The 19443-nt window shown below is 30.9% G+C and carries 19 protein-coding genes; 1 reads left to right on the top strand and 18 read right to left on the bottom strand.

What is annotated here, in order from left to right:
* Positions 1–3 precede the first annotated feature (3 nt).
* The 7 genes from KQI41_RS01410 to KQI41_RS01380 all read right to left on the bottom strand — a co-directional run bounded on the left by KQI41_RS01410 (position 4) and on the right by KQI41_RS01380 (position 7591).
* Positions 4–1452 (bottom strand): TrkH family potassium uptake protein, encoded by a 1449-nt coding sequence (locus KQI41_RS01410; RefSeq protein WP_326828361.1) that lies wholly within the window; start codon positions 1450–1452, stop codon positions 4–6.
* On the bottom strand, positions 1418–2809 hold the full coding sequence (gene trkA, locus KQI41_RS01405) for a Trk system potassium transporter TrkA (RefSeq protein ID WP_216584679.1): 1392 nt from the start codon (positions 2807–2809) through the stop codon (positions 1418–1420). The genes KQI41_RS01410 and trkA overlap by 35 nt, the downstream gene beginning before the upstream one ends.
* 20 nt (positions 2810–2829) lie before the next feature.
* The gene (locus KQI41_RS01400; RefSeq protein ID WP_154442345.1) at positions 2830–3273 is read right to left on the bottom strand and encodes a DMT family transporter; all 444 of its coding nucleotides are present in this window, start codon (positions 3271–3273) and stop codon (positions 2830–2832) included.
* 13 nt (positions 3274–3286) lie between these two features.
* Entirely contained in the window at positions 3287–3709 is a 423-nt protein-coding gene (locus KQI41_RS01395) for a DMT family transporter (protein WP_216584678.1), read from the bottom strand.
* Between the two features lie 130 nt (positions 3710–3839).
* Positions 3840–4790, bottom strand: coding sequence for an ABC transporter ATP-binding protein (locus tag KQI41_RS01390; RefSeq protein ID WP_216584677.1), 951 nt, complete (start codon positions 4788–4790; stop codon positions 3840–3842).
* Entirely contained in the window at positions 4762–6408 is a 1647-nt protein-coding gene (locus KQI41_RS01385) for an ABC transporter permease (RefSeq protein ID WP_216584676.1), read from the bottom strand. Before KQI41_RS01385 ends, KQI41_RS01390 begins: the two co-directional genes overlap by 29 nt.
* An 88-nt stretch (positions 6409–6496) precedes the next feature.
* Positions 6497–7591: an ABC transporter substrate-binding protein gene (locus KQI41_RS01380; protein ID WP_216584675.1), complete on the bottom strand. Its 1095-nt coding sequence runs from the start codon at positions 7589–7591 to the stop codon at positions 6497–6499.
* A gap of 286 nt (positions 7592–7877) precedes the next feature.
* Here KQI41_RS01380 and KQI41_RS01375 point away from each other — a divergent pair, with 286 nt between their 5' ends.
* Positions 7878–8570 (top strand): PHP-associated domain-containing protein, encoded by a 693-nt coding sequence (locus KQI41_RS01375; RefSeq protein ID WP_216584674.1) that lies wholly within the window; start codon positions 7878–7880, stop codon positions 8568–8570.
* A gap of 31 nt (positions 8571–8601) precedes the next feature.
* Here the strand turns inward: KQI41_RS01375 and KQI41_RS01370 are convergent, their stop codons facing one another.
* From KQI41_RS01370 to KQI41_RS01320, 11 genes are all read right to left on the bottom strand, one after another.
* Positions 8602–9609, bottom strand: coding sequence for a proline racemase (locus KQI41_RS01370; RefSeq protein ID WP_216584673.1), 1008 nt, complete (start codon positions 9607–9609; stop codon positions 8602–8604).
* Positions 9610–9658: 49 nt separating this feature from the next.
* Positions 9659–9904, bottom strand: a complete 246-nt coding sequence (locus KQI41_RS19450) for a hypothetical protein (protein WP_216584672.1) — start codon at positions 9902–9904, stop codon at positions 9659–9661.
* Positions 9905–9931: 27 nt separating this feature from the next.
* Positions 9932–10378 carry a glycine/sarcosine/betaine reductase selenoprotein B family protein gene (locus KQI41_RS19445; protein WP_216584671.1) on the bottom strand — a complete coding sequence of 149 codons (447 nt, stop codon included), beginning with the start codon at positions 10376–10378 and terminating at the stop codon, positions 9932–9934.
* Positions 10379–10381: 3 nt separating this feature from the next.
* Complete coding sequence (locus KQI41_RS01355) at positions 10382–10627, bottom strand: CBO2463/CBO2479 domain-containing protein (protein WP_154441512.1); 246 nt, start codon at positions 10625–10627, stop codon at positions 10382–10384.
* An 18-nt stretch (positions 10628–10645) separates the two neighbouring features.
* Positions 10646–12694 carry a D-proline reductase (dithiol) proprotein PrdA gene (gene prdA, locus KQI41_RS01350; RefSeq protein WP_154441510.1) on the bottom strand — a complete coding sequence of 683 codons (2049 nt, stop codon included), beginning with the start codon at positions 12692–12694 and terminating at the stop codon, positions 10646–10648.
* A gap of 18 nt (positions 12695–12712) precedes the next feature.
* Positions 12713–14002: a proline reductase-associated electron transfer protein PrdC gene (prdC, locus tag KQI41_RS01345; RefSeq protein ID WP_216584670.1), complete on the bottom strand. Its 1290-nt coding sequence runs from the start codon at positions 14000–14002 to the stop codon at positions 12713–12715.
* Positions 14003–14405: 403 nt separating this feature from the next.
* A complete protein-coding gene (locus tag KQI41_RS01340; protein ID WP_154441506.1) occupies positions 14406–15797 on the bottom strand; it encodes a sigma 54-interacting transcriptional regulator in 1392 nt (463 codons plus the stop codon).
* 112 nt (positions 15798–15909) lie between these two features.
* Positions 15910–16941 (bottom strand): ribosome small subunit-dependent GTPase A, encoded by a 1032-nt coding sequence (gene rsgA, locus KQI41_RS01335; RefSeq protein ID WP_154441504.1) that lies wholly within the window; start codon positions 16939–16941, stop codon positions 15910–15912.
* 378 nt (positions 16942–17319) lie between these two features.
* Entirely contained in the window at positions 17320–18063 is a 744-nt protein-coding gene (locus tag KQI41_RS01330; RefSeq protein ID WP_154441502.1) for a hypothetical protein, read from the bottom strand.
* A complete protein-coding gene (locus tag KQI41_RS01325; protein ID WP_195838009.1) occupies positions 18050–18940 on the bottom strand; it encodes an ATP-binding cassette domain-containing protein in 891 nt (296 codons plus the stop codon). Before KQI41_RS01325 ends, KQI41_RS01330 begins: the two co-directional genes overlap by 14 nt.
* Before the next feature lies 1 nt (position 18941).
* Positions 18942–19310, bottom strand: coding sequence for a GntR family transcriptional regulator (locus tag KQI41_RS01320; protein WP_229768600.1), 369 nt, complete (start codon positions 19308–19310; stop codon positions 18942–18944).
* Positions 19311–19443: the final 133 nt, after the last annotated feature.

The raw sequence follows: 19443 nt of genomic DNA, 5'->3' as shown, positions 1-19443 counted from the left end.
TATTTATATTTCCCTTCTCCAGTTCCTTGGTGCAAGTAATGCTATTATGGTAAATAGTTCGAGTCTACCTAAGAGCATAAGAAAAGAGAAAAATACCTTTGAAATTTGACTATATCCAAAAAATGTACTAGTAGGTCCTACAAATCCTAGACCTGGTCCAATATTTCCTAAAGTGGCAGCCACTGAACTAGCCGCACTTTCCAAATCTACACCTTCTAGGGATACTAAAATAGTAGATAATGCAAATATGATAATATATAATCCTACAAAACTATTGATACCTGCTATGGTTTCATTGGGAAGTATCTTATCATTTAATTTAACTGGTTTCATAGCCCTAGGATGGAATATTTTCAATATCTCTCGTTTAATTAACTTTAACATAATAAGTATTCTAATGACCTTCATACCACCAGCAGTAGAACCTGCACTGGCTCCTGTAAACATAAGTAAGAGTAAAATAGCCTTACTAAAGGTTGGCCAAATATCAAAATTAGCTGTGGAATATCCTGTTGTAGTCATAATAGAGCCTACTTGAAAAAAGGAGTCTCTAAATGCCAATCCCAGGTTTGAGTAAACTGTACTATATAAATTAATGGCAATAGATAATACTGCTACCCCTACAATTATAAAATAAAGTCTTAATTCCTCATCTTTTAGAACATCTCTCCATTTGCCTTTAAATAAGGAATAATATAGAGAAAAATTCACACCTGAAAGTACCATGAAGCTTCCTATTACTAAATGAATATAGGTACTATTATAAGCTCCTACACTGGCATTTTTAGTAGCGAATCCACCTGTACCTACTGTACCAAAGGTATATACTAAAGAATCAAATAGGGACATACCTCCCAATTTTAAAAATACCACCTGAATTATTGTAATGGCAAAATAAGTGCCGTAAAGAATTTTAGCGGTATCTCTTATTCTTGGTGCTATTTTTCCTGCAATAGGTCCTGGACTTTCTGCCTTAAATATTTGAAATGCTCCTATACCTAAAGCTGGTAACAATGCCAAAGTAAATACCAGTATTCCCATACCACCTATCCAGTGAGTAAAAGAACGCCAGAATAAAATCCCCATAGGTAATACTTCTACATCTGCTATTACTGTAGCACCAGTTGTTGTAAATCCAGATACTATTTCAAAAAATGCGTCTATATAAGTTGGAGTGCTTTCCGATAGATATAGAGGCAATGCACCAAATAATGATATTAAAAACCATCCTAAAGACACAATTGCCAAGCCTTCCCTAGCACTAATATGTTTATTTTGATTTTTCTTTCTCAATAAAATAAATCCAATTATGGATGTTATTAGTATTGTTATTAGAAAAGGCATTTTATCCCACTGATTTGTATATAAGGATATAAGTAAAGATGGCACCATAAGTGCAGACTCTAATATTAATATACTACCTAATACCCTTAGTACGATTCCATAATTCACTTAATACGCCTCCCTTATGGGTCTTAAAGAACATCTTCAAGGTTGGTAAGTCTTCTGTTAAACAAAATACTACTATTCTGTCATTGGCATTTATTACAGTTTTTCCATTAGGTATTATAACCTTTCCTCCATGAACTATGGCCCCAATTATTATACCCTTAGGTAATTTCAACTCTTCTAAAGTCTTACCTACTATAGGAAGATCTCTACCTACAATTATTTCTGTTACTTCTCCATCTCCTCCAATTAGTAGTGATACAGATACTATTTTACCACCACGAATATATTTTAATATATTACTTGCAGTAATATAGATTGGATTAAATGCAGCATCTACTCCCAGTCTATCTATTATTTTAGTATAGTTTTCTCTACTAATCTTTGATATGGTTTTAGGTACTCCTGCTTGCTTAGCCATTAATGCCATAAGTAAGTTTTCTTCATCATAGCCTGTAGCCCCTACAAAGGCATCCATAGAAGATATTCTTTCTTCCTCCAATAAATGTATGTCTGCACCATCTCCATGAATAATTAGTACATCTCCTAAAACTTCTGATAATTCCTGACATCTTTCCTTATCCTTTTCTATCAATGTAACAGATATATTAGCCTTAGATAGTCTTTCTGCAAGATAATATCCAATATTACTTCCCCCAAGTATCATTACATTTTCTATTTCCTTTTTAGTTATATCCTTAGTAAATCTATCATTTAAATTATTTATATCAGTACTTTTTCCTATAACATGAATTATATCATTATCAATCAATCTTGTTGCTCCGTCTGGAATAATTATGCTACCATCTCTAGATATGGCTGTAATAAGTAATCCTTCAAAATTCTCTAATTCCATTAGTTTTTTGCCTACAAAGTCCTTCATATGTTCAATATTAAAATCAATCATTTGAACCTTTCCGCTGGCAAAGTCTCCTGAATAAAAATTATAATTTTTTAGTAAATATTTTTCTATGACTTGAGCCGTAGAAAAATCTGGATTAATAATATTATCAATTCCCATTTCCTTCTTTATAAAGTCTATCTGCTCCATATACTCTGGATTCCTAATACGTGCTATGGTTCTTTCACATCCCAACTTTTTTCCTAATGAACATATTAAAGTATTGGTTTCATCACTATCTGTTGAAGCTACTAAAATATTATATGTTTCTATGCCCAATTCTTTTAGAATATTTATATCAATACCATTTCCTAAAACAGTCAGAACATCTAAATGTTCATTTACAAAATCTATTACCCTCGGATTATAATCAATTACTGTAACGTCTATATCTTCTAGTACCATGGTTTCTGCCAATTTATATCCAAGTTTCCCTGCCCCTATTACCATTATCTTCATAATTTTCACCTCTTATTTATCTAGTTTTCATCTACTAATTGTTTTTTGTCCACATTGGAATTATATAGTATACCTAATACCACAATTAATCCACCTATTATCTTCCCCTTTGAGACATGGCTTAATCTTAGATAATCTATAATTACTCCTGTAAATATTTGTCCTATAAAGATTAATAAAGTGCTATATATAGTTGGTATCTTAGGAATTATAACATTTGAACTGGCCACAATGACAACTCCCAAGGCACCACCTAAAAAGGCATAAAAAGGTATGTTAACTAAGGCTTCCATATGTAAATATTCCCTTAATCCCATGGTTATAAGAAGAATAATTATTAATCCTCCTATATAGTTAATAAATGCTCCTTGGAATACTCCTATTCTCTTTGCCAAACTGGCATTTACTACCATTGACAATATAGTGAGAAATCCTCCAGCTATTGCTAATATTATATATATCATATTTTTAATCTCCTTAATATATGGTCATTATAATGATTCCGACTAATATAATTCCAAACCCTATAATTTTTTTCTTGTGAAATTTATAAGTATCCATACCCATTAATCCATAATGGTCAATGGCTGATGATAATATTAATTGTCCAAAGACTCCCAGTGCCAAAGTCAAGGAAGCTCCTAGAGTAGAAAAGCTTATATTGTTTGCCAATACTAACAACACTCCAATAGCTCCACCACTATATAAATATAAAGGTACATCCTTCTTAAATACAGGCTTAATTTTTTTAAATATCAAAATACCTGCAATTGCCGTAAGCCCAACTAAATGAATTACCAATATAGATAAATAATTACCTAAATAGCCATCTAGAGTTCCATTAAATGTTACCATTATGGTAATCAAAATACCTATAAAAATTGCATAAAATCTATACATCTGTATACCTCCTTCTTCCAATTTATTGTATCAGAAATAACCATATTTATATATAGGTTTTCACAAATAAAAAATGTTCTTTCTACAACTTAATAGTACATAGAAAAAACATTTTCATTATATTTTAAATTTACATAATCAATTTATATTCAAACTCTAAATAGACTATACTACCCTCATTGTAAACTTTGTCTTTTGAAAGTTCTATGGCTATTAAATTAGCATCTTTTGTTGATATATGATATTCTACTATTGCCCCTTTAAAGACTCTTTTCTCTATTATTCCTTCCATAGTGTTTTCCTTTGGGTTATCATGTAGTTTTATTTCTTCTGGTCTTACAAATTCTACTTTTTCATTTGTACTTTTTATATTTGAACGACCTATAAATTGCAATGGAAACTCTCCCTTTGGATAATTGTATATATCCATAGGGGAAGATATTTGTTCTATTTTTCCTTTATTCATCAAAATAATCTGGTCTGCTACTGAAAAAGCATCTTCTTGGTCATGAGTTACAAAGATTGTTGTTATATTAAATGTTTTTTGTATTCTTTGGATTTCTTCTCTCATAACCAATTTTAATTTAGCATCTAAATTTGAAAAAGGCTCATCTAATAATAATAAATTTGGTTTCACTACTAATGACCTTGCTAAAGCTACTCTTTGCTGTTCTCCTCCAGAAAGTTGATTTATCCTTCTATTATCATAACCCTTTAAGCCAACAATTTCTAAAATCTCTTGTCCTTCTTTTATTGCTTCCTTTCTAGTAACTTTTTTAAACTTTAATCCATAGATTGTATTTTCTATTACTGATTTATGTGGAAATAGACCATAGGATTGAAATACTGTTGATATAGGTCTTTCCTCTGGACTTAAACTTAATATTTGTCTATTATCAATAATCACATTTCCTGACTCTGGATTTTCAAATCCTCCTAAACATCTTAATATAGTAGTCTTTCCAGAGCCACTTGGACCAAGAATACAGATAATACTTCCTTTTTCTGCCTCAAATGAAACATTATCTACTACTTTTTTATCTCCATATATTTTAGTTAAGCCCGATACTGTAAGAAACATCCTTTTTCTTCTCCTTCCTTGATAATAAAAGATAATATAGTCCATTTACCATAAGACACACCAATATAATTAGAAATGCTATAACCGAGCCTACTCCATATTTCCCTGATTCTATAACATCAAACATTACCATTGTTGCAAGTTTTTGTTTTGGATATATTAAAAATATTATTGAACCAATAGTTGTCATAGTTGAAGTAAATCCATTGACAAATGAAATATATAATCCAGATTTACTTAATGGAAGAATAATATCTTTTATTACATGACAGTCATGCCCCCCTAAATCTTTTACAGAGTTTATAGTATCTCTATTTATTTGAGTTAATGTAGAATATCCTACTTTTGAAGCAAAAGGCAATTGTCTAAAGGTAACATTTAAGATTACTATTAAAAGAGTTCCTGTTAATTCCAATGGTGGTTTATTAAAAGCCAATATATATCCAATTCCGAAAAATGTTCCAGGTACTATATATGGCATTGTGGCTATAAAATCTATTATCTTCATGGATTTATAATTTCTTATAAATCCATAGTATTCCAATATAAGTCCAATAACAGAACTTGCTATTCCAGCTATTAATGCTACAAATATTGTTCTTGGGAACGTATCTAATACATTTATCTTGCTTTCTCTAAAGTGATTCAGTGTAAAATACATCTTTCCTTTGTAAATATCTGTAAAGGCTGACATTATAATAGAAGCATATTGAATTAAAATCCAAACTAAAAAAAATATGGCTCCTATTTTCATAAGATTATATAAGTAGCCTTCTCTTTTTATACTTACACCTTCACCTGAATTAGTTCCATGTTGACTCATGGCAAGTGATTGAAACTTTGTCATATATAGTATAAACACTATAATTGCAGGAATAAATAATATAACTGAAATAGTAGCTGCTCTTCTTATATCTCCCTTTGCTATTATAGATAAATAAGCTTCTGTCGCCAATACATTAAAGGCTCCTCCGATTATTCTTGGAGTTGAAAAATCAGCCAATGACCTTATGAAAGATAACAGCATAACTACAGTTATTGATGGTTTCATAAGAGGTAAAATAATATCTTTTATAATATCTGTAGTCTTAGCCCCTAAAGAACGAGCTGATTCTATAAGGGTCTTATCTATTTGTTTTAAATATCCCATAAGTAAGATTGCATTCATAGAAGTAAATCCTAAGCTTTGCATCAACACTATTCCCAATTGTCCATATGGAGATATGGACAATCCCAATAATCCATAGGTTATAAACCCTCTTCTTCCAAAAAGTCTTATGTATGAAAGTGATGTGACAAATGGAGGAGAAATAATAGTTAGCATAAGTATTGCAGTGATTATCTTCTTAACTCTATCTGTAGATATATAAAAATATACTGCAATCATTATAGAAAATAGGGTACTTAAAATTGTACTATATATTCCAGTGGTTATTGAATTCTTTATTAAATAGGCTTCATCCTTCACAAATGAAAAATACGATAAATCAATTCTTCCATTTTCCATTAAGGAAGTTATAAATACTGAAATGAAGGGATATAGTATAAAAATTAGTACAGATAATATTATTGTTATCATTAATATTTTATCCAATGAATCTAAAAGTTTCTTTCTCATATTCTTTTCCTCTCAAATATTATAATCTAATTATATAGATTATTTTTGAAAATGGAAAGGTGAAATGGTTAACCATTTCACCTAATATCTATTTTCCTATTGTTAGTTCTTCCCATCTCTTTAGTATGTCTTCTCTCATAGTTCCAAAAGTTGAGATGTCTTGATCTATTAGTTTGTCTTCTGGCAGACCTAAATCATAACCACCGATGCCCATTTTAATCATTTGTGCTCCATCTTTACCATCAAGCTCTGCTAATTTTTCTTGATTTTCATCTCTTAGCATAAAGTCTAAGAAAGCTTTTGCTATATCTCTTCCATCACCATCTTTAAATATTGCTACTCCTTCTGGTACCCAAGGTATGCCATCTTCTGGATATATAACAGTGAAATTATTCTTTTCTCCTACATCAAAAGAAGATTTATCTGCTGGTATTATTCCTATGGCAAATTCTCCAGCTACAGTTTTTTCTTCTGGATCTTTACCTCTTTTGCCATAGAATGGGATATTTTTATTTAATTTTTCTAAATATGCCCAGCCTTCCTCTTCACCATACATATCCAATATTCCTTTTACTGCTCCATAATTTGTTCCTGAAATAGCTGGATTTGCCATTATTATTTCATCTTTATATTTTGGATCTGCTAATTCCTTCCAAGTTTTAGGAGTTTCTAATCCTTTTTCTTTTAATAACTCTTCATTCACTAAAAATCCAACTACTGTCAATCCTTTTGAAATCCAATATCCTTCTTCATCTCTAAATTCGCTGCCTACTTTATCTGCTTCTTTTGGAATATAGGATTCTAATAATCCAGAGTCTTTTGCTGCCATAAATGCGTCAATTCCACCGCCAAACCAAAGGTCTGCCATTGGTTTTCCGCCTTCTGCCTGTATTCTAGATATTACTTCTCCACTAGACATAGATAAGAAGTCTACTTTTGCATTTACTTCTTTTGCAAATTCATCAAATAGTTCTACATATTTTTCAGATGTAGTTACTACATTCATCTGTCTTCCTTCAAAATCAAGTTTTGCTTCATCTTTTTCTGCTGTATCTTTATCTACTGATTCTGTTTTTTCTGAGTCTATTATTTCTTGATTTTTATCAGTAGTTTGTCCACAAGCTGTAAAAACCATTGTCAATATCAATAATAAAGATAAAAACACTAAACCTTTTCTTTTCATATTTCTGCTCCTTCACATAATATTTTATAATCAATAGAAAAATTCTGCTTTTTCTATTTTCAATTTGGAATCTTCTGCCCATAAGTTTCAAAAAGGCTTCTTTAAGCCTATTTTATGTAATGTTCTTCTATTCCGTTTTTAATGATAGTATTTTAAAATTTCAAAGTCAATCATTATAAATATTAATAATAATGATAATATTAATATAGGGTTTATCTATACTAGATTAATACATACAGTTTATATGTTATTATTGAAATAACAAGAAAATGGAGGCAAAATAATTATGATAATAGATACTCATATACATGAAAAAAAATATTCTTCAGATAGTTTTATTGATTTAAAAGAAGCTGTTGATAATGCAAAACTCATAGGGTTAGATGGAATATGTATAACAAATCATGATAATAACAGTTTGAAAAATGAACTGGGTAATTATACTAAGATTAATGGAATATTAGTAATAGTTGGTGCTGAGGTTTTAACTCATCAGGGAGATATATTAGTATTTGGTTTAGCAGATATTCCTAAAGAGAAAATATCTGCTATGGAACTTCTTAATTTGGTGAAAAAACATAAAGGAGTAGCCATCGCTGCTCATCCTTTTAGAAATAATAATAGGGGATTAGAAAATCATCTTCATGATGTAGCTACTATATTAGATGGTGTTGAGTCCTTTAATGGAAGTACTTATTCTTACCATAATCTATATGCCTATGCAACAGCTACTGAATTAGGATTGCCATCTTTAGGTGCTAGTGATGCTCATGTAATGGATAAAATCGGTAAATATGCAACTAGATTTTATGATACCATAAGAGATGATAAAGATTTTATAGAAGCTATTAAATCAAAAAATTTTCATCCTGTAATGAGAAAAGATGGACAGTTCACCAATTTTGATTACACTTATAAAGAGTTAATCCCAACTGAAAAAATTTCAGACGTGAAACATAAACAAAATACTACCCTATAATAAACTTATTATAGGGTAGTATTTTATTATATTATTTTAGAAGAAAACCATATTTAACTGGGTCATCTTCATCTATTACAAAGTGATTAAACCCTGTTATAAAAGAAGAACCTGTTATTTCTGGAATAATGGCTTTAAATTCTCCCACAGTAGTTTCCTCAAGAACTCTTCCTTTAAATTTAGTATTTATAATGCTTTCATATACAAATGGCTCATTTAGCCCTAATTCACCTTTTGCATATAATGTAGCAAGTTTTGCACTTGTTCCTGTTCCGCAAGGAGACCTGTCCACTTGCCCTGTTCCAAATATAACTACATTTTGATAATCTGCATCTTCACTTTTAGGTTCTCCATAGACTTCAACTAAGTCTACAGTTTTTATATGCTTTTTAGTTGGATGCTCTATTTTTATTTCATTGTTTATTATTTCTCTTAACTTCATTGCTCTTTCAGTTAATAAGTTTATATCCTTCATATCTATTTTTACACCTAATTCACTGTCTTTTATTATGGCAAAAAAGCTACCACCAAAGGAAATATCAAAGGTTACTTTACCTACTTCTGGCAATTCAACTTGAATATCTTCTTTGTACAAAAATGAAGGAACATTTACTACTGAAACCTCTTTAGCTTTTCCATTTTCTACTTTTACTTTAGCCTTAACTAATCCAGCTGGAGCTTCCAGTACTATATCAGTAGTAGGCTCAGTTACATTTACCATACCTGTTTCTACTGCAACTGTGGCTGTACCCATGGTTCCATGGCCACACATATTTAAATATCCGCCACTATCCATAAATATTATACCTAAATCTGCTTCTTCTAAGGTAGGTGCAGTTATAATTGCACCAAACATATCCTTATGTCCTCTTGGTTCGTGCATTAAGGCTGTCCTTATGTAATCTAAATTCTCTTCTAAGTATTCCTTTTTATCTGACATAGTTTTTCCCGGTATAACAGGCAGCCCACCAGTTACTATTCTAGTTGCCTCTCCCATAGTATGAGAATCTATAGCTTGTAAACTCTTTGAAAATTTCATTTTCTTCCCTCCTGGAGATTATGGTTAGAAAGGTTTAAAGGCAATGCCTTTAAACCTTTGCAATATATTCATATGGTAGTGGAACTATTTTACCAGGTGAATCTATTTCTATTAATTTTTGTAGAGATTCTTTACATATATTATACTGCATTTCTCTATCATTAGGTGCTCCTGCATTGGCTCCCATTGGTACCAATGGTGCAACTGCCCTTGGAGTACCATTTTGTCTTACTACTGGAGGAAGAGCAGCTATTATAATAGTTGGTATACCTGCTTCCTCAATCGCTCTCTGCACAATCACGGCAGAGCGGTGGCAAGTACCTCATCCAGCAGTTAACAGTACAGCATCTACACCTTCTTCTTTTAGAATTTTAGCGATTTCTGGACCTGTTTCATTTTTAAACTTCTCTTGATTTCCTCCACCGCCCATGAATCCTATATGGACTGGAGCTACTGATTTTATAACTCCATCCTTTGCAAGTTCATGTAATCTATCTATTGGAAACATGCAGTTAATATCCTTATTTACATCTCCATTATCATATCCACCATGGGATACCATTAGTTCCTTTGATGGAGTAGTGTCTTTAACTTCTCTAAAGGTAAAGTCTCCTGCTAAATTAAATCTTTCATCTGTCTTTTCATGAACACCAGCTGCTGTAACCAAAGCTATGGTCATATCCTTTAATTCCTTAGTTACAGGAGTCCATACTGGAGGTGGTGTAATTGGTACAAATATTTCTGACTGTAATCCTTTTATTACTGGCATACTTTAGACCTCCTCGTTCTTTTTACTTAAATTACTTACATATTTCTCATTAGGTTCTTCCCTTAAAACCTCTACATAACTCATGCTTAAACCTACTTCTTGCCCTACTTGTAAGGGATAGTCTGTAATTAACATTCTCATTGGGATTTTTAAAAATCCCATTCTGCCTTTAAAGTCTATACTTACAGCTCCATCACTTATTTCAACTATAATCCCTTCCATATATCTAGCATTGTCAATATATCTCATAATTTCACCTTATTTATATTAACTATATTTCTTTCTTCTCTTCTCACTCATAGGTAAAGAAGTTTCATTATCTGGTCTTGTAATTTTCTTATTTGTTGCCTTTTCTATTAATTGCAGATTATTCTCTTTTATGTCCTTGTTCCATTTTCTTTCAGGAGCTTTAACTTCTTCTCCTGCCATGGCTGCTTTTAACATTGCTAATATTCTAAGTCCATCATCATGAGTTAAAGTATTACAGGAAAGTATTTCGTTTTCAATTCCTGCCTCTGTTTTGTTAAGGTCTATCATATGAGTCATATACTGATTCCCAACTACTAAAGCACCTTGTACAGCACAGAAAGATGCTCCAACTACTGAGATTCCTCTCATACCTATTTGCTCAATATGACTAGCAAAGTCAATATGATTATTTCCAAAGCCTTCTGTAGTAACTACTGCACCATCAGCATCCATAGCCTCTACTGTCATACCTACTCTTTCTGATACATAGAATTTTTCAGAGTTAATTTGAGGACTTCCAACTAATACAACTCCACATAAATCAACTTCCTCATCTCTTAAGGCTTCTATTATAAGAGGCTCTCTGAAATAATGTCTTGAACACTCTTTTGTAGCAGGTCCTATACAAGTAAGTGCATGAATAGCTCCATCTAGTATTTCAAGCGGTGAACAAACTATTGGAACATTTCCAAGGTCAACATTAGGTTTAGCCCCTAATATTCCAACAGGTTCAACAGGAAGAATTAAATTATCGTGCATTGCTCCCTGCCCCATTATTTCCTTAACTATTACTATTTTTTTCTTGTCTGGTCGTCTCATTTGAACAAATTCCTCTTCATTTACTACTAAGGATTCATCTAAAGTCTTGAGTACCTCTCTTATTTCTTGAGTAATGAAATCAGAAGCCTTATGGGCTGCCAATGGTCCTGGTCTTTCCATATTTGTATTAGCTTTTATTGTAACTTCAGTTTTAATAAATATATCTCCTTTATCTGGAGCACCTGCTCTATTCCACATAATATTTTCTTCAAGAATTCCTTCTGATGAACCAAATTCACCTATTTGAACTCCATTTTCATCAGTACCAGTCACCATCATAATTACTCCATCAAGAACTCTAGTAAATCCTTGTCCAAGCTTATGTCCTTCTTCTTTAGTGGCTATTGGCTGAATATCCATTATTGTTTCAGAATAAGTATTATATTTATCAGGTGTGATTATTTCAACTTTAATATTCTTAACTAATTTATCTACCTTTACTGCATCTTCATGAATATTTTCTCTAATATATAAAGTTGTTCCTTCAATTTTAGTTTCTTCACCAAACTTTACTTCTGTTATATTGAAATGTCTTTTAACTAGTTTTCTAACCATTTTCTCAGGCTTTTTCTTAGGTTCTTCTACAACTATATCCTTTATAGTTTCTTTAGCCTCTACTACAGGTGTAGAAGATAGTCCAAATATTGGAACTTCAATATCTATGCCCTTACCTTCTGCAATTTTAATTTTAATTACTCCACCATTTCCAGTAGATATTGCTGGTGTAGATTGTTGAATATTAAATCCTTCTAGGACTTCCTTCGTTACTGGAGTTAAAGCAGGAGTATCCTTAGATAATTTCTTTCCTATGACTTCTCCCCTAGTAAGAACACTATCATCAAGTTTAATAAGCAATGAATCTTCTAGTTTTTCAAAGTTCATGGGATTCTCTAAGTCTTCTGCTGTTATTATATCTCCAACTTTCATATTGTTTTTAAATACTGCTTTTTCATTATCATTATCCAATTCTACGTTTTTAACTTCTGATTCTAAAGCCTTCATTCCCTCTAGTATCTCTGGAGTTAATGGTGTTAGTGAGTCTATGGTTTTTAATAGTTTTGCTCCTATGGCTTCTCCAATTTTCACTGATGTTTCTGGTATAGTCAACAAGCCAGAGTCTTCAAGGTCTGGAAATATTCCTGGATCTTCAAGGTTACTTGCTGATATTATAGTTCCAGCTTCAACTCTACAACATACTACTGCAACTTCATTTTTTAGTTTTTCTGCTAATTCAGCATTTATTGCCATTGTAATCCTCCTTAATCTTTATTCTTCCACTGGAAGTCTTCTAGATAATTCATGGTCTACTGTTCTAAATATATGGTCTGTATGGTGATATACTCCTACTCCCATTTTAGGTGCACAAGCCATTACAGTATTTGTACAATCACTACAATTAGATATTAGAACTCTTTTTGCTCCACTTTTCTTTAAATCCATTATACCTTGAACTTGTCCTGGACAATGTCCCGGTGTCAAGCATTTATTTATACCTCTTACTTCCACAAGATTTTTACACTTTGTAACAGCAACTACTTCTGATTTCATTTTTCCTGCTATATCTCTAAGTCTAGTCTCATCTGCACCACAAGCACATACAAGTAACCCTAAAGGTCCATCAAATTCTGGTAAAGGTATGGTAACAATAGCACCGCCTGATGTCTTTGTAACCACTGACTTTTCCATATCTCCTGGTTTTCCTGTATATGGACCACCAATTATTATTTCTCCAAAATCTCCATCAATTCCACCACATTGTTCTATAAGTTCATTTATTTCAGTACCTATGGGCATTTGGAAAAACACATTGGATTCTTTACCACTTTTAAGTTTTCCACCTATGGTAATGTCCTTATCTATTACAGGCTTTAAATCTTCAACAGCTCTTGTTAAATTTGCTAAAGTCTCACCATTCATTACTACACATTTTGCCTCTATTGGAAGTTGAGTAGGTTCTAACCAAGTACCAAATATTTCATAGATTATAGCTCTTTCTTCTCCCATTGGATACATATCCCTTAACTCTTTTACTTCTACGTCATCTTTATCTCCAATGGCATTTCTCAATGATTCTACGGCTTTTTTATTTTTTGCTTTTATTGCTATATATCCTTTAGGTGCCTTTGTAGCCTCCATGGCATATCTTACACCCTTTATAACTATTTCAGGATTTTCTTCTAAAAGTCTAATATTATGATTTAAAATAGGTTCACATTCCACACAGTTTGCAATAATATATCCATCTGGAATTTCAGATTGCAATTTTATATGAGTTGGAAAACCTGCTCCACCTGAGCCTACTATACCTGCCTCATAAGCAGTTTCTGCTATGGTATCACATTTCTTTATTTTCATATAATCTTTATTATCTAAATCTGCTCCTTCAATTTCTATATATTCCTCTGTTATCTTTACAACTTTTCCAGATACACTTGCATGTATTTTAGCACCAAGACCATTAGGCTCTCCTATACACTGACCTCTTTTTACTTCATCACCTATATTTACTATAGGCGTACAAGGAGCACCTATATGTTGCTTTAAAGGAATTATCATCTTCCTACCTCCTAATAGCAAATTATTATATATTGTTTATATATGCAATTATTATACCAACTTTATGAGACTTATAAGATTTTCCTTATTTGAATTACTATAACCAATATAAATCAGCGTCTTTCAACACTTTAATTATATAGCAATAATATTTAATTTTTCATTTCTATGTTAATATTTAAACATTTATAATCATGATTATAAACCTAAGACCTATTTATGTCAATAACCTGACATAAATAGGTCTTATACTTATTTTTTTATTATAGATAAATCTAATTATACTCTAATATTTATAGGCTTTATGGTTTAAAACTTTGATATTACTAGATTTCTGATTTAAAAATAGTAAATGTCAGTTTTTCATACATTCATGTCATTTATTTGACACTTCCCTATGATTTTAAAGGTATTTCGTTAAATTATATAAATTTAATTTATAATATAAGGTTGCTCTTTTTATATTTAGAAGTTCTGCTGCCTGTACCTTATTTCCATTGGTTTTTTCTAAAGCATTTATAATTATATTCTTTTCAAATTCCTCCACTGCTTCTTTAAAATCAAAGGGAATTTCTCTATCTAAATCTATAAAGGATGTTACATTTGTACTATTTATTATTTCTATTGGAATATCCTTAATTCCTATTTCATTATCTTGAGATAAAATAACTAGCCTTTCAATAGTGTTTTTCAGTTCTCTTATATTTCCTTTCCAATGATAATCAGTCAATATCTTCATTGCATCTGGAGTCATATATATATTATTTTTATTGTTTTTCTTTGAAAATTCCAGCAAGAAATCCTTTATAAGCTCTGGAATATCTTCTTTTCTTTCTCTAAGAGGTGGTATAGATATAGTTACCACATTTAGTCTATAATATAAATCTTCTCTAAATTCACCATTCTCCATTAACTTATGTAAATCTTTATTGGTTGCAGCTATTATCCTTACATCTACCTTTATAGGTTTACTGCTACCTACTCTATATACTATACCATCCTGTAAAACCCTTAAAAGTTTTGCCTGCATTAATAAAGGCATATCTCCTATTTCATCTAAAAATAAAGTTCCTCCATTTGCTAACTCAAATTTACCTGGTCTTCCTTTTTTATATGCCCCCGTAAATGCACCTTCTATATAACCAAATAATTCTGATTCCAATAAATTAGATGGTATTGCACTACAATTAACAGGAATAAAATCTCCTTTTCTTTCACTTTCCTCATGTATTGACCTAGAAAACACCTCTTTCCCAGTTCCACTTTCTCCAGTTATAAGTACACTGGCATCAGTCTTAGCCACTTGTTTAGCCACAGTCATTGCATCTACTAATGCCTTAGATTTCCCAATAATCTTACCAAAGAAATACTTATCTTGAGTTATTTCTTTCATCTGTTGCTTTAGGATTTCTACTTTTGTTTTTTCTCTATCTAATTCCATATATAAATTGGTTATTTCATTTAAGTCTCTATCTGTGGATACTGCTCCTATTAGCTCCCCTTTATATATAAGAGGCACAGCAGATAGGATTACATCTGTTTCTCCTTTTGGATTATGTTTTAGATTTTGAAATGTCTTTTTTTCCTTTAATGCCCTTAGAAGTATTGGATCTTTAAAGAATTTTTCAATACTTTGTCCTACAATTTCCTTAGCCTTTATACCATATAATTTCTCAGAACTGGCATTCCAAAATGTAACTATGCCAGATGTATTTATTACACATACTGCCTCATGAAGATTTCCTAGTATAAGCCTTAGTTGAAGTTCTATTTCTCCAATATAATGTTCAGTCAAATTTATCACCTACTTGGGTTATTATTATATATAATTTTATCACAAATAACTATAAAAAACGACTTTCACCTATTTCTTTATAAATAAAACCAGCTAAATAGCTGGCTTTACTTTATGACTTTTTCTTTAATAATCTTTCCTTCTTTTTAATATTCAATTGTTCCTTTTTTGCAGCATACTTAGCTTCTTTCTGAAGCTTTATATAGTTATCCCACCTATCATGACTAAGCTCTCCTGTTGCCAATGCTGATTTAATCCTACAGCCTGGCTCCTTATTGTGGCTGCAATCTTTAAATCTGCATAGTCTTCCTAGTTCCTCTATCTCTGAAAATGCAGTATCTAGTCCATCTTCAGTGTTCCAAAGTGAAAGTTCTCTCATTCCAGGAGTATCTATTATCATAGTTCCGTTTCTTAACATAATTAATTCCCTATGAGTTGTAGTATGCCTGCCTTTACTATCCTCTTCCCTAATATCATTGACTTTCATTATCTCTTCTCCAGATAGAGCATTTACTAAAGAAGATTTACCTACACCTGAAGATCCTAGAAATACTATGGTTTCTCTTGGCTTTAAATAATTTTTCAATTCATCTATGCCTTCTCCTGTTACTGAGCTTAGATAGAAAACTGGCACACCCATGGCAATATCATCTAATTGAAAAGCATATTCCTGAATATCATCAACTAAATCTGTTTTAGTCAAAATAATTGCTGGACTTGCTCCACTTTCCCATGCAATGGCAAGATACCTCTCAATTCTTTTTATATTAAAGTCATGATTTAAAGACGAAATTATAAATACATGGTCAAAATTTGCAGCAACCATCTGTTCCTTTTCATAATGTGAATCAAATCTGGAAAACTTACTTTTTCTATCTAATACATAGTAAATTATATCCTCTCCATAAGGGTTTGGTTTAACTAAAACAAAATCCCCTACAGCTGGGTATATAACATTTTTATCATTGTAAAATATAGAACCTTTAAGCCTTGCTCTCTTTTCTACATTTTCATAAATTATTGTGTATATTTCTTTATGCACTTGAGTTACTCTTGCTGGAATCAGACTATTATCTCCATTAATTGATTCTATTTGGTTTTTAAAGTAATCTGTAAATCCGTAATACTCTATATTATTTATCATTTAACTCCTCCAAATTAATTGATTTTCTTTTAGTTTCTATATTTTTAATGTTTAAACTTATATTCTTTTTCATAAAACACCACTCCTTTATTTTCTTAAAAATGGGCATAAAAATGCCGTAGACAAAACCACTTCTAGTTATCTACGGCAATATTATTTAATTATTAAATTCTTAGTAGATGTGAAAGGTTGATTTCTACGGCACAAGGTTTATTGCATAACAAAAAAACATAGTATTGACTATTTGTTCCTTGGCCCATATTTGATTTTATTGAAGTCTCACCATTATCATTATTATCATATCACATCAACTCCTTGCTATTTACATAACTCAAGTATATAGGGGAAAAATATCATTGTCAAGTATGTGACGTCTATTTATTTTTTAATACTAGCCTTTCTTATAAAAAAATATCCTATAGAATAGCAAATAGCAGCTAAAATTACTTCTAGTATGAAGACAGACCCTGCATTAAACACTGAATAAAACCATAAATACATATTTGAAAGCATTTTAATTGTCTTAATGGAAAAAGAAACTCCTGTTGAGTTTAATACCAATAAAAACACTACTCCAACTCCTATCCAAAGCTTATATCCAAATCTATATTGCAAGACTCCTAGAAGGTTAGAAATAGAAAGTAATGCTAGAAAGAATACTGACAAAGAAAGTATTATAAATAATATATTATCTGTAGATGTATTAAATATACCGAATTCTGTCATTAACTTATATCCTGAAGTTTTAAAGAAATATCCTTCAATAAGATGTAATCCGCCTTGAATAATTCCAAAGATTATAGCCACAAGCATATTATTTACTATGGCAGACCTATAAAAATCTTTTCTTGTAACTCCAAAACTAAGAGCTAGTGCAAAGTCTTCATAATACATAATAATCCCATATATTATTATAAAGATAAATATAGACATCATATTTGCACCTATAAATGAAATTGCCTCTCCACCCTTTGAATTAAGTCCATATATAATATTACTGTTATAGGATATAGACAATATACTGGACAGTAAATTAACTATTAATATAATTCCCCAAAATACGCCTATAGATTTTTTCAAATCACGATTTTGAAATTTAAATATCCTTTTAATTGAATCCATTTGAATTTTCCTCCTTAATCATATTTTCAGTAAGATATATAAATAGTTTCTGAAGTGGTATATTACTTATTTCAATATTATTATTTCTTATATATTTGAATTCTTCTTCAGTGAAATCTCCATATATACCTACTATATTAGTAGAGCCAAATTCTTCCTTGTGAATTACCTTTTTATTATCTGTAACTTGATCTATCACATCTTTACGACCAGATAGGAAGTAAGATTTTTCTTTAAGCTTACTTACTTCATCTTTTAATGCAACCTTTTCATTATTCAAAATGATTACCTCTTCAAACATATTGGCAACTTCGTCTATTAAGTGGGTTGATATGATTATTGTCCTTGGATTTTTTTCATAGTCTTCTAAAAGTAATTGATAAAACTTATATCTCATAGCCGCATCTAAACCTAATGTGGGTTCATCAAACATGGTAATCCTTGCTCTTGAAGCAAAACCTATAATTAATCCCACAATAGTTTTATTTCCTGTTGATAGCTTCATCAGTTTTTTCTTTGTATTTAAATTAAATTCCTTAATTAGATAATCTTTATATTCTTCATCCCAATTCTTATATATTATACTGGCCATTGCCAATACATCTTTTACCTTTCTTTCCTTAATAGACTCTGGAAAATCCTTGATTAAACATATATCACCCATAGCATGAGAGTTTTCAAAAATTTCTTCACCATCTAGATTTATCTCTCCACTATCTTTTAATGTTTGACCAGATATTAGATTTAATAATGTGGTCTTACCTACTCCATTTCTTCCAAGTAATCCATAAATCTTATTTTCCTCAATGTTTAAATCAATATCTGTAAGAACTTTAGATTTTCCATAGGACTTGTTTAATTTCTTTACCTCAATCACACTATTCCCCTCCTTTATATTCTTCAACAAATTCTGCAATTTCTTCTTTAGTTATTTCAAGCCTGTTGGCTTCTTCCATTATATTTGGTAATATTTCTTTAAAAAACAAACTTTGCCTCTTTTTAATTATCTTCTTCCTAGCACCTTCTGCTACAAACATACCAATACCTCTTTTCTTGTACAAAATCCCTTCATCAACTAAGATATTTAGTCCCTTTCCAGCAGTGGCTGGATTAATTTGATAAATCTTTGCAAATTGATTTGTAGAAGGCGATTGTTCTTCTTCATTTAGATGCCCCATTAAAATATCATTTTCTATTATTTCTGCTATTTGTATATAAATAGATTTATCTGAATTTAAATCTAACAACTGAACCCCTCCTTATTTATATGTTGATTGGTTAGTTAGTTATGTAACTAAGTATATATGTATTTTGAATTTTTGTCAATATCTTTTCTAAATATTATAAAATTCTTCTTGACATTATTTATCTTTACATTTA

Origin of the sequence: Tissierella pigra (assembly GCF_018917845.1) — a bacterium.
GTDB lineage: Bacteria > Bacillota > Clostridia > Tissierellales > Tissierellaceae > Tissierella > Tissierella pigra.
This window is presented reverse-complemented; position numbering and strand designations above follow the sequence as displayed.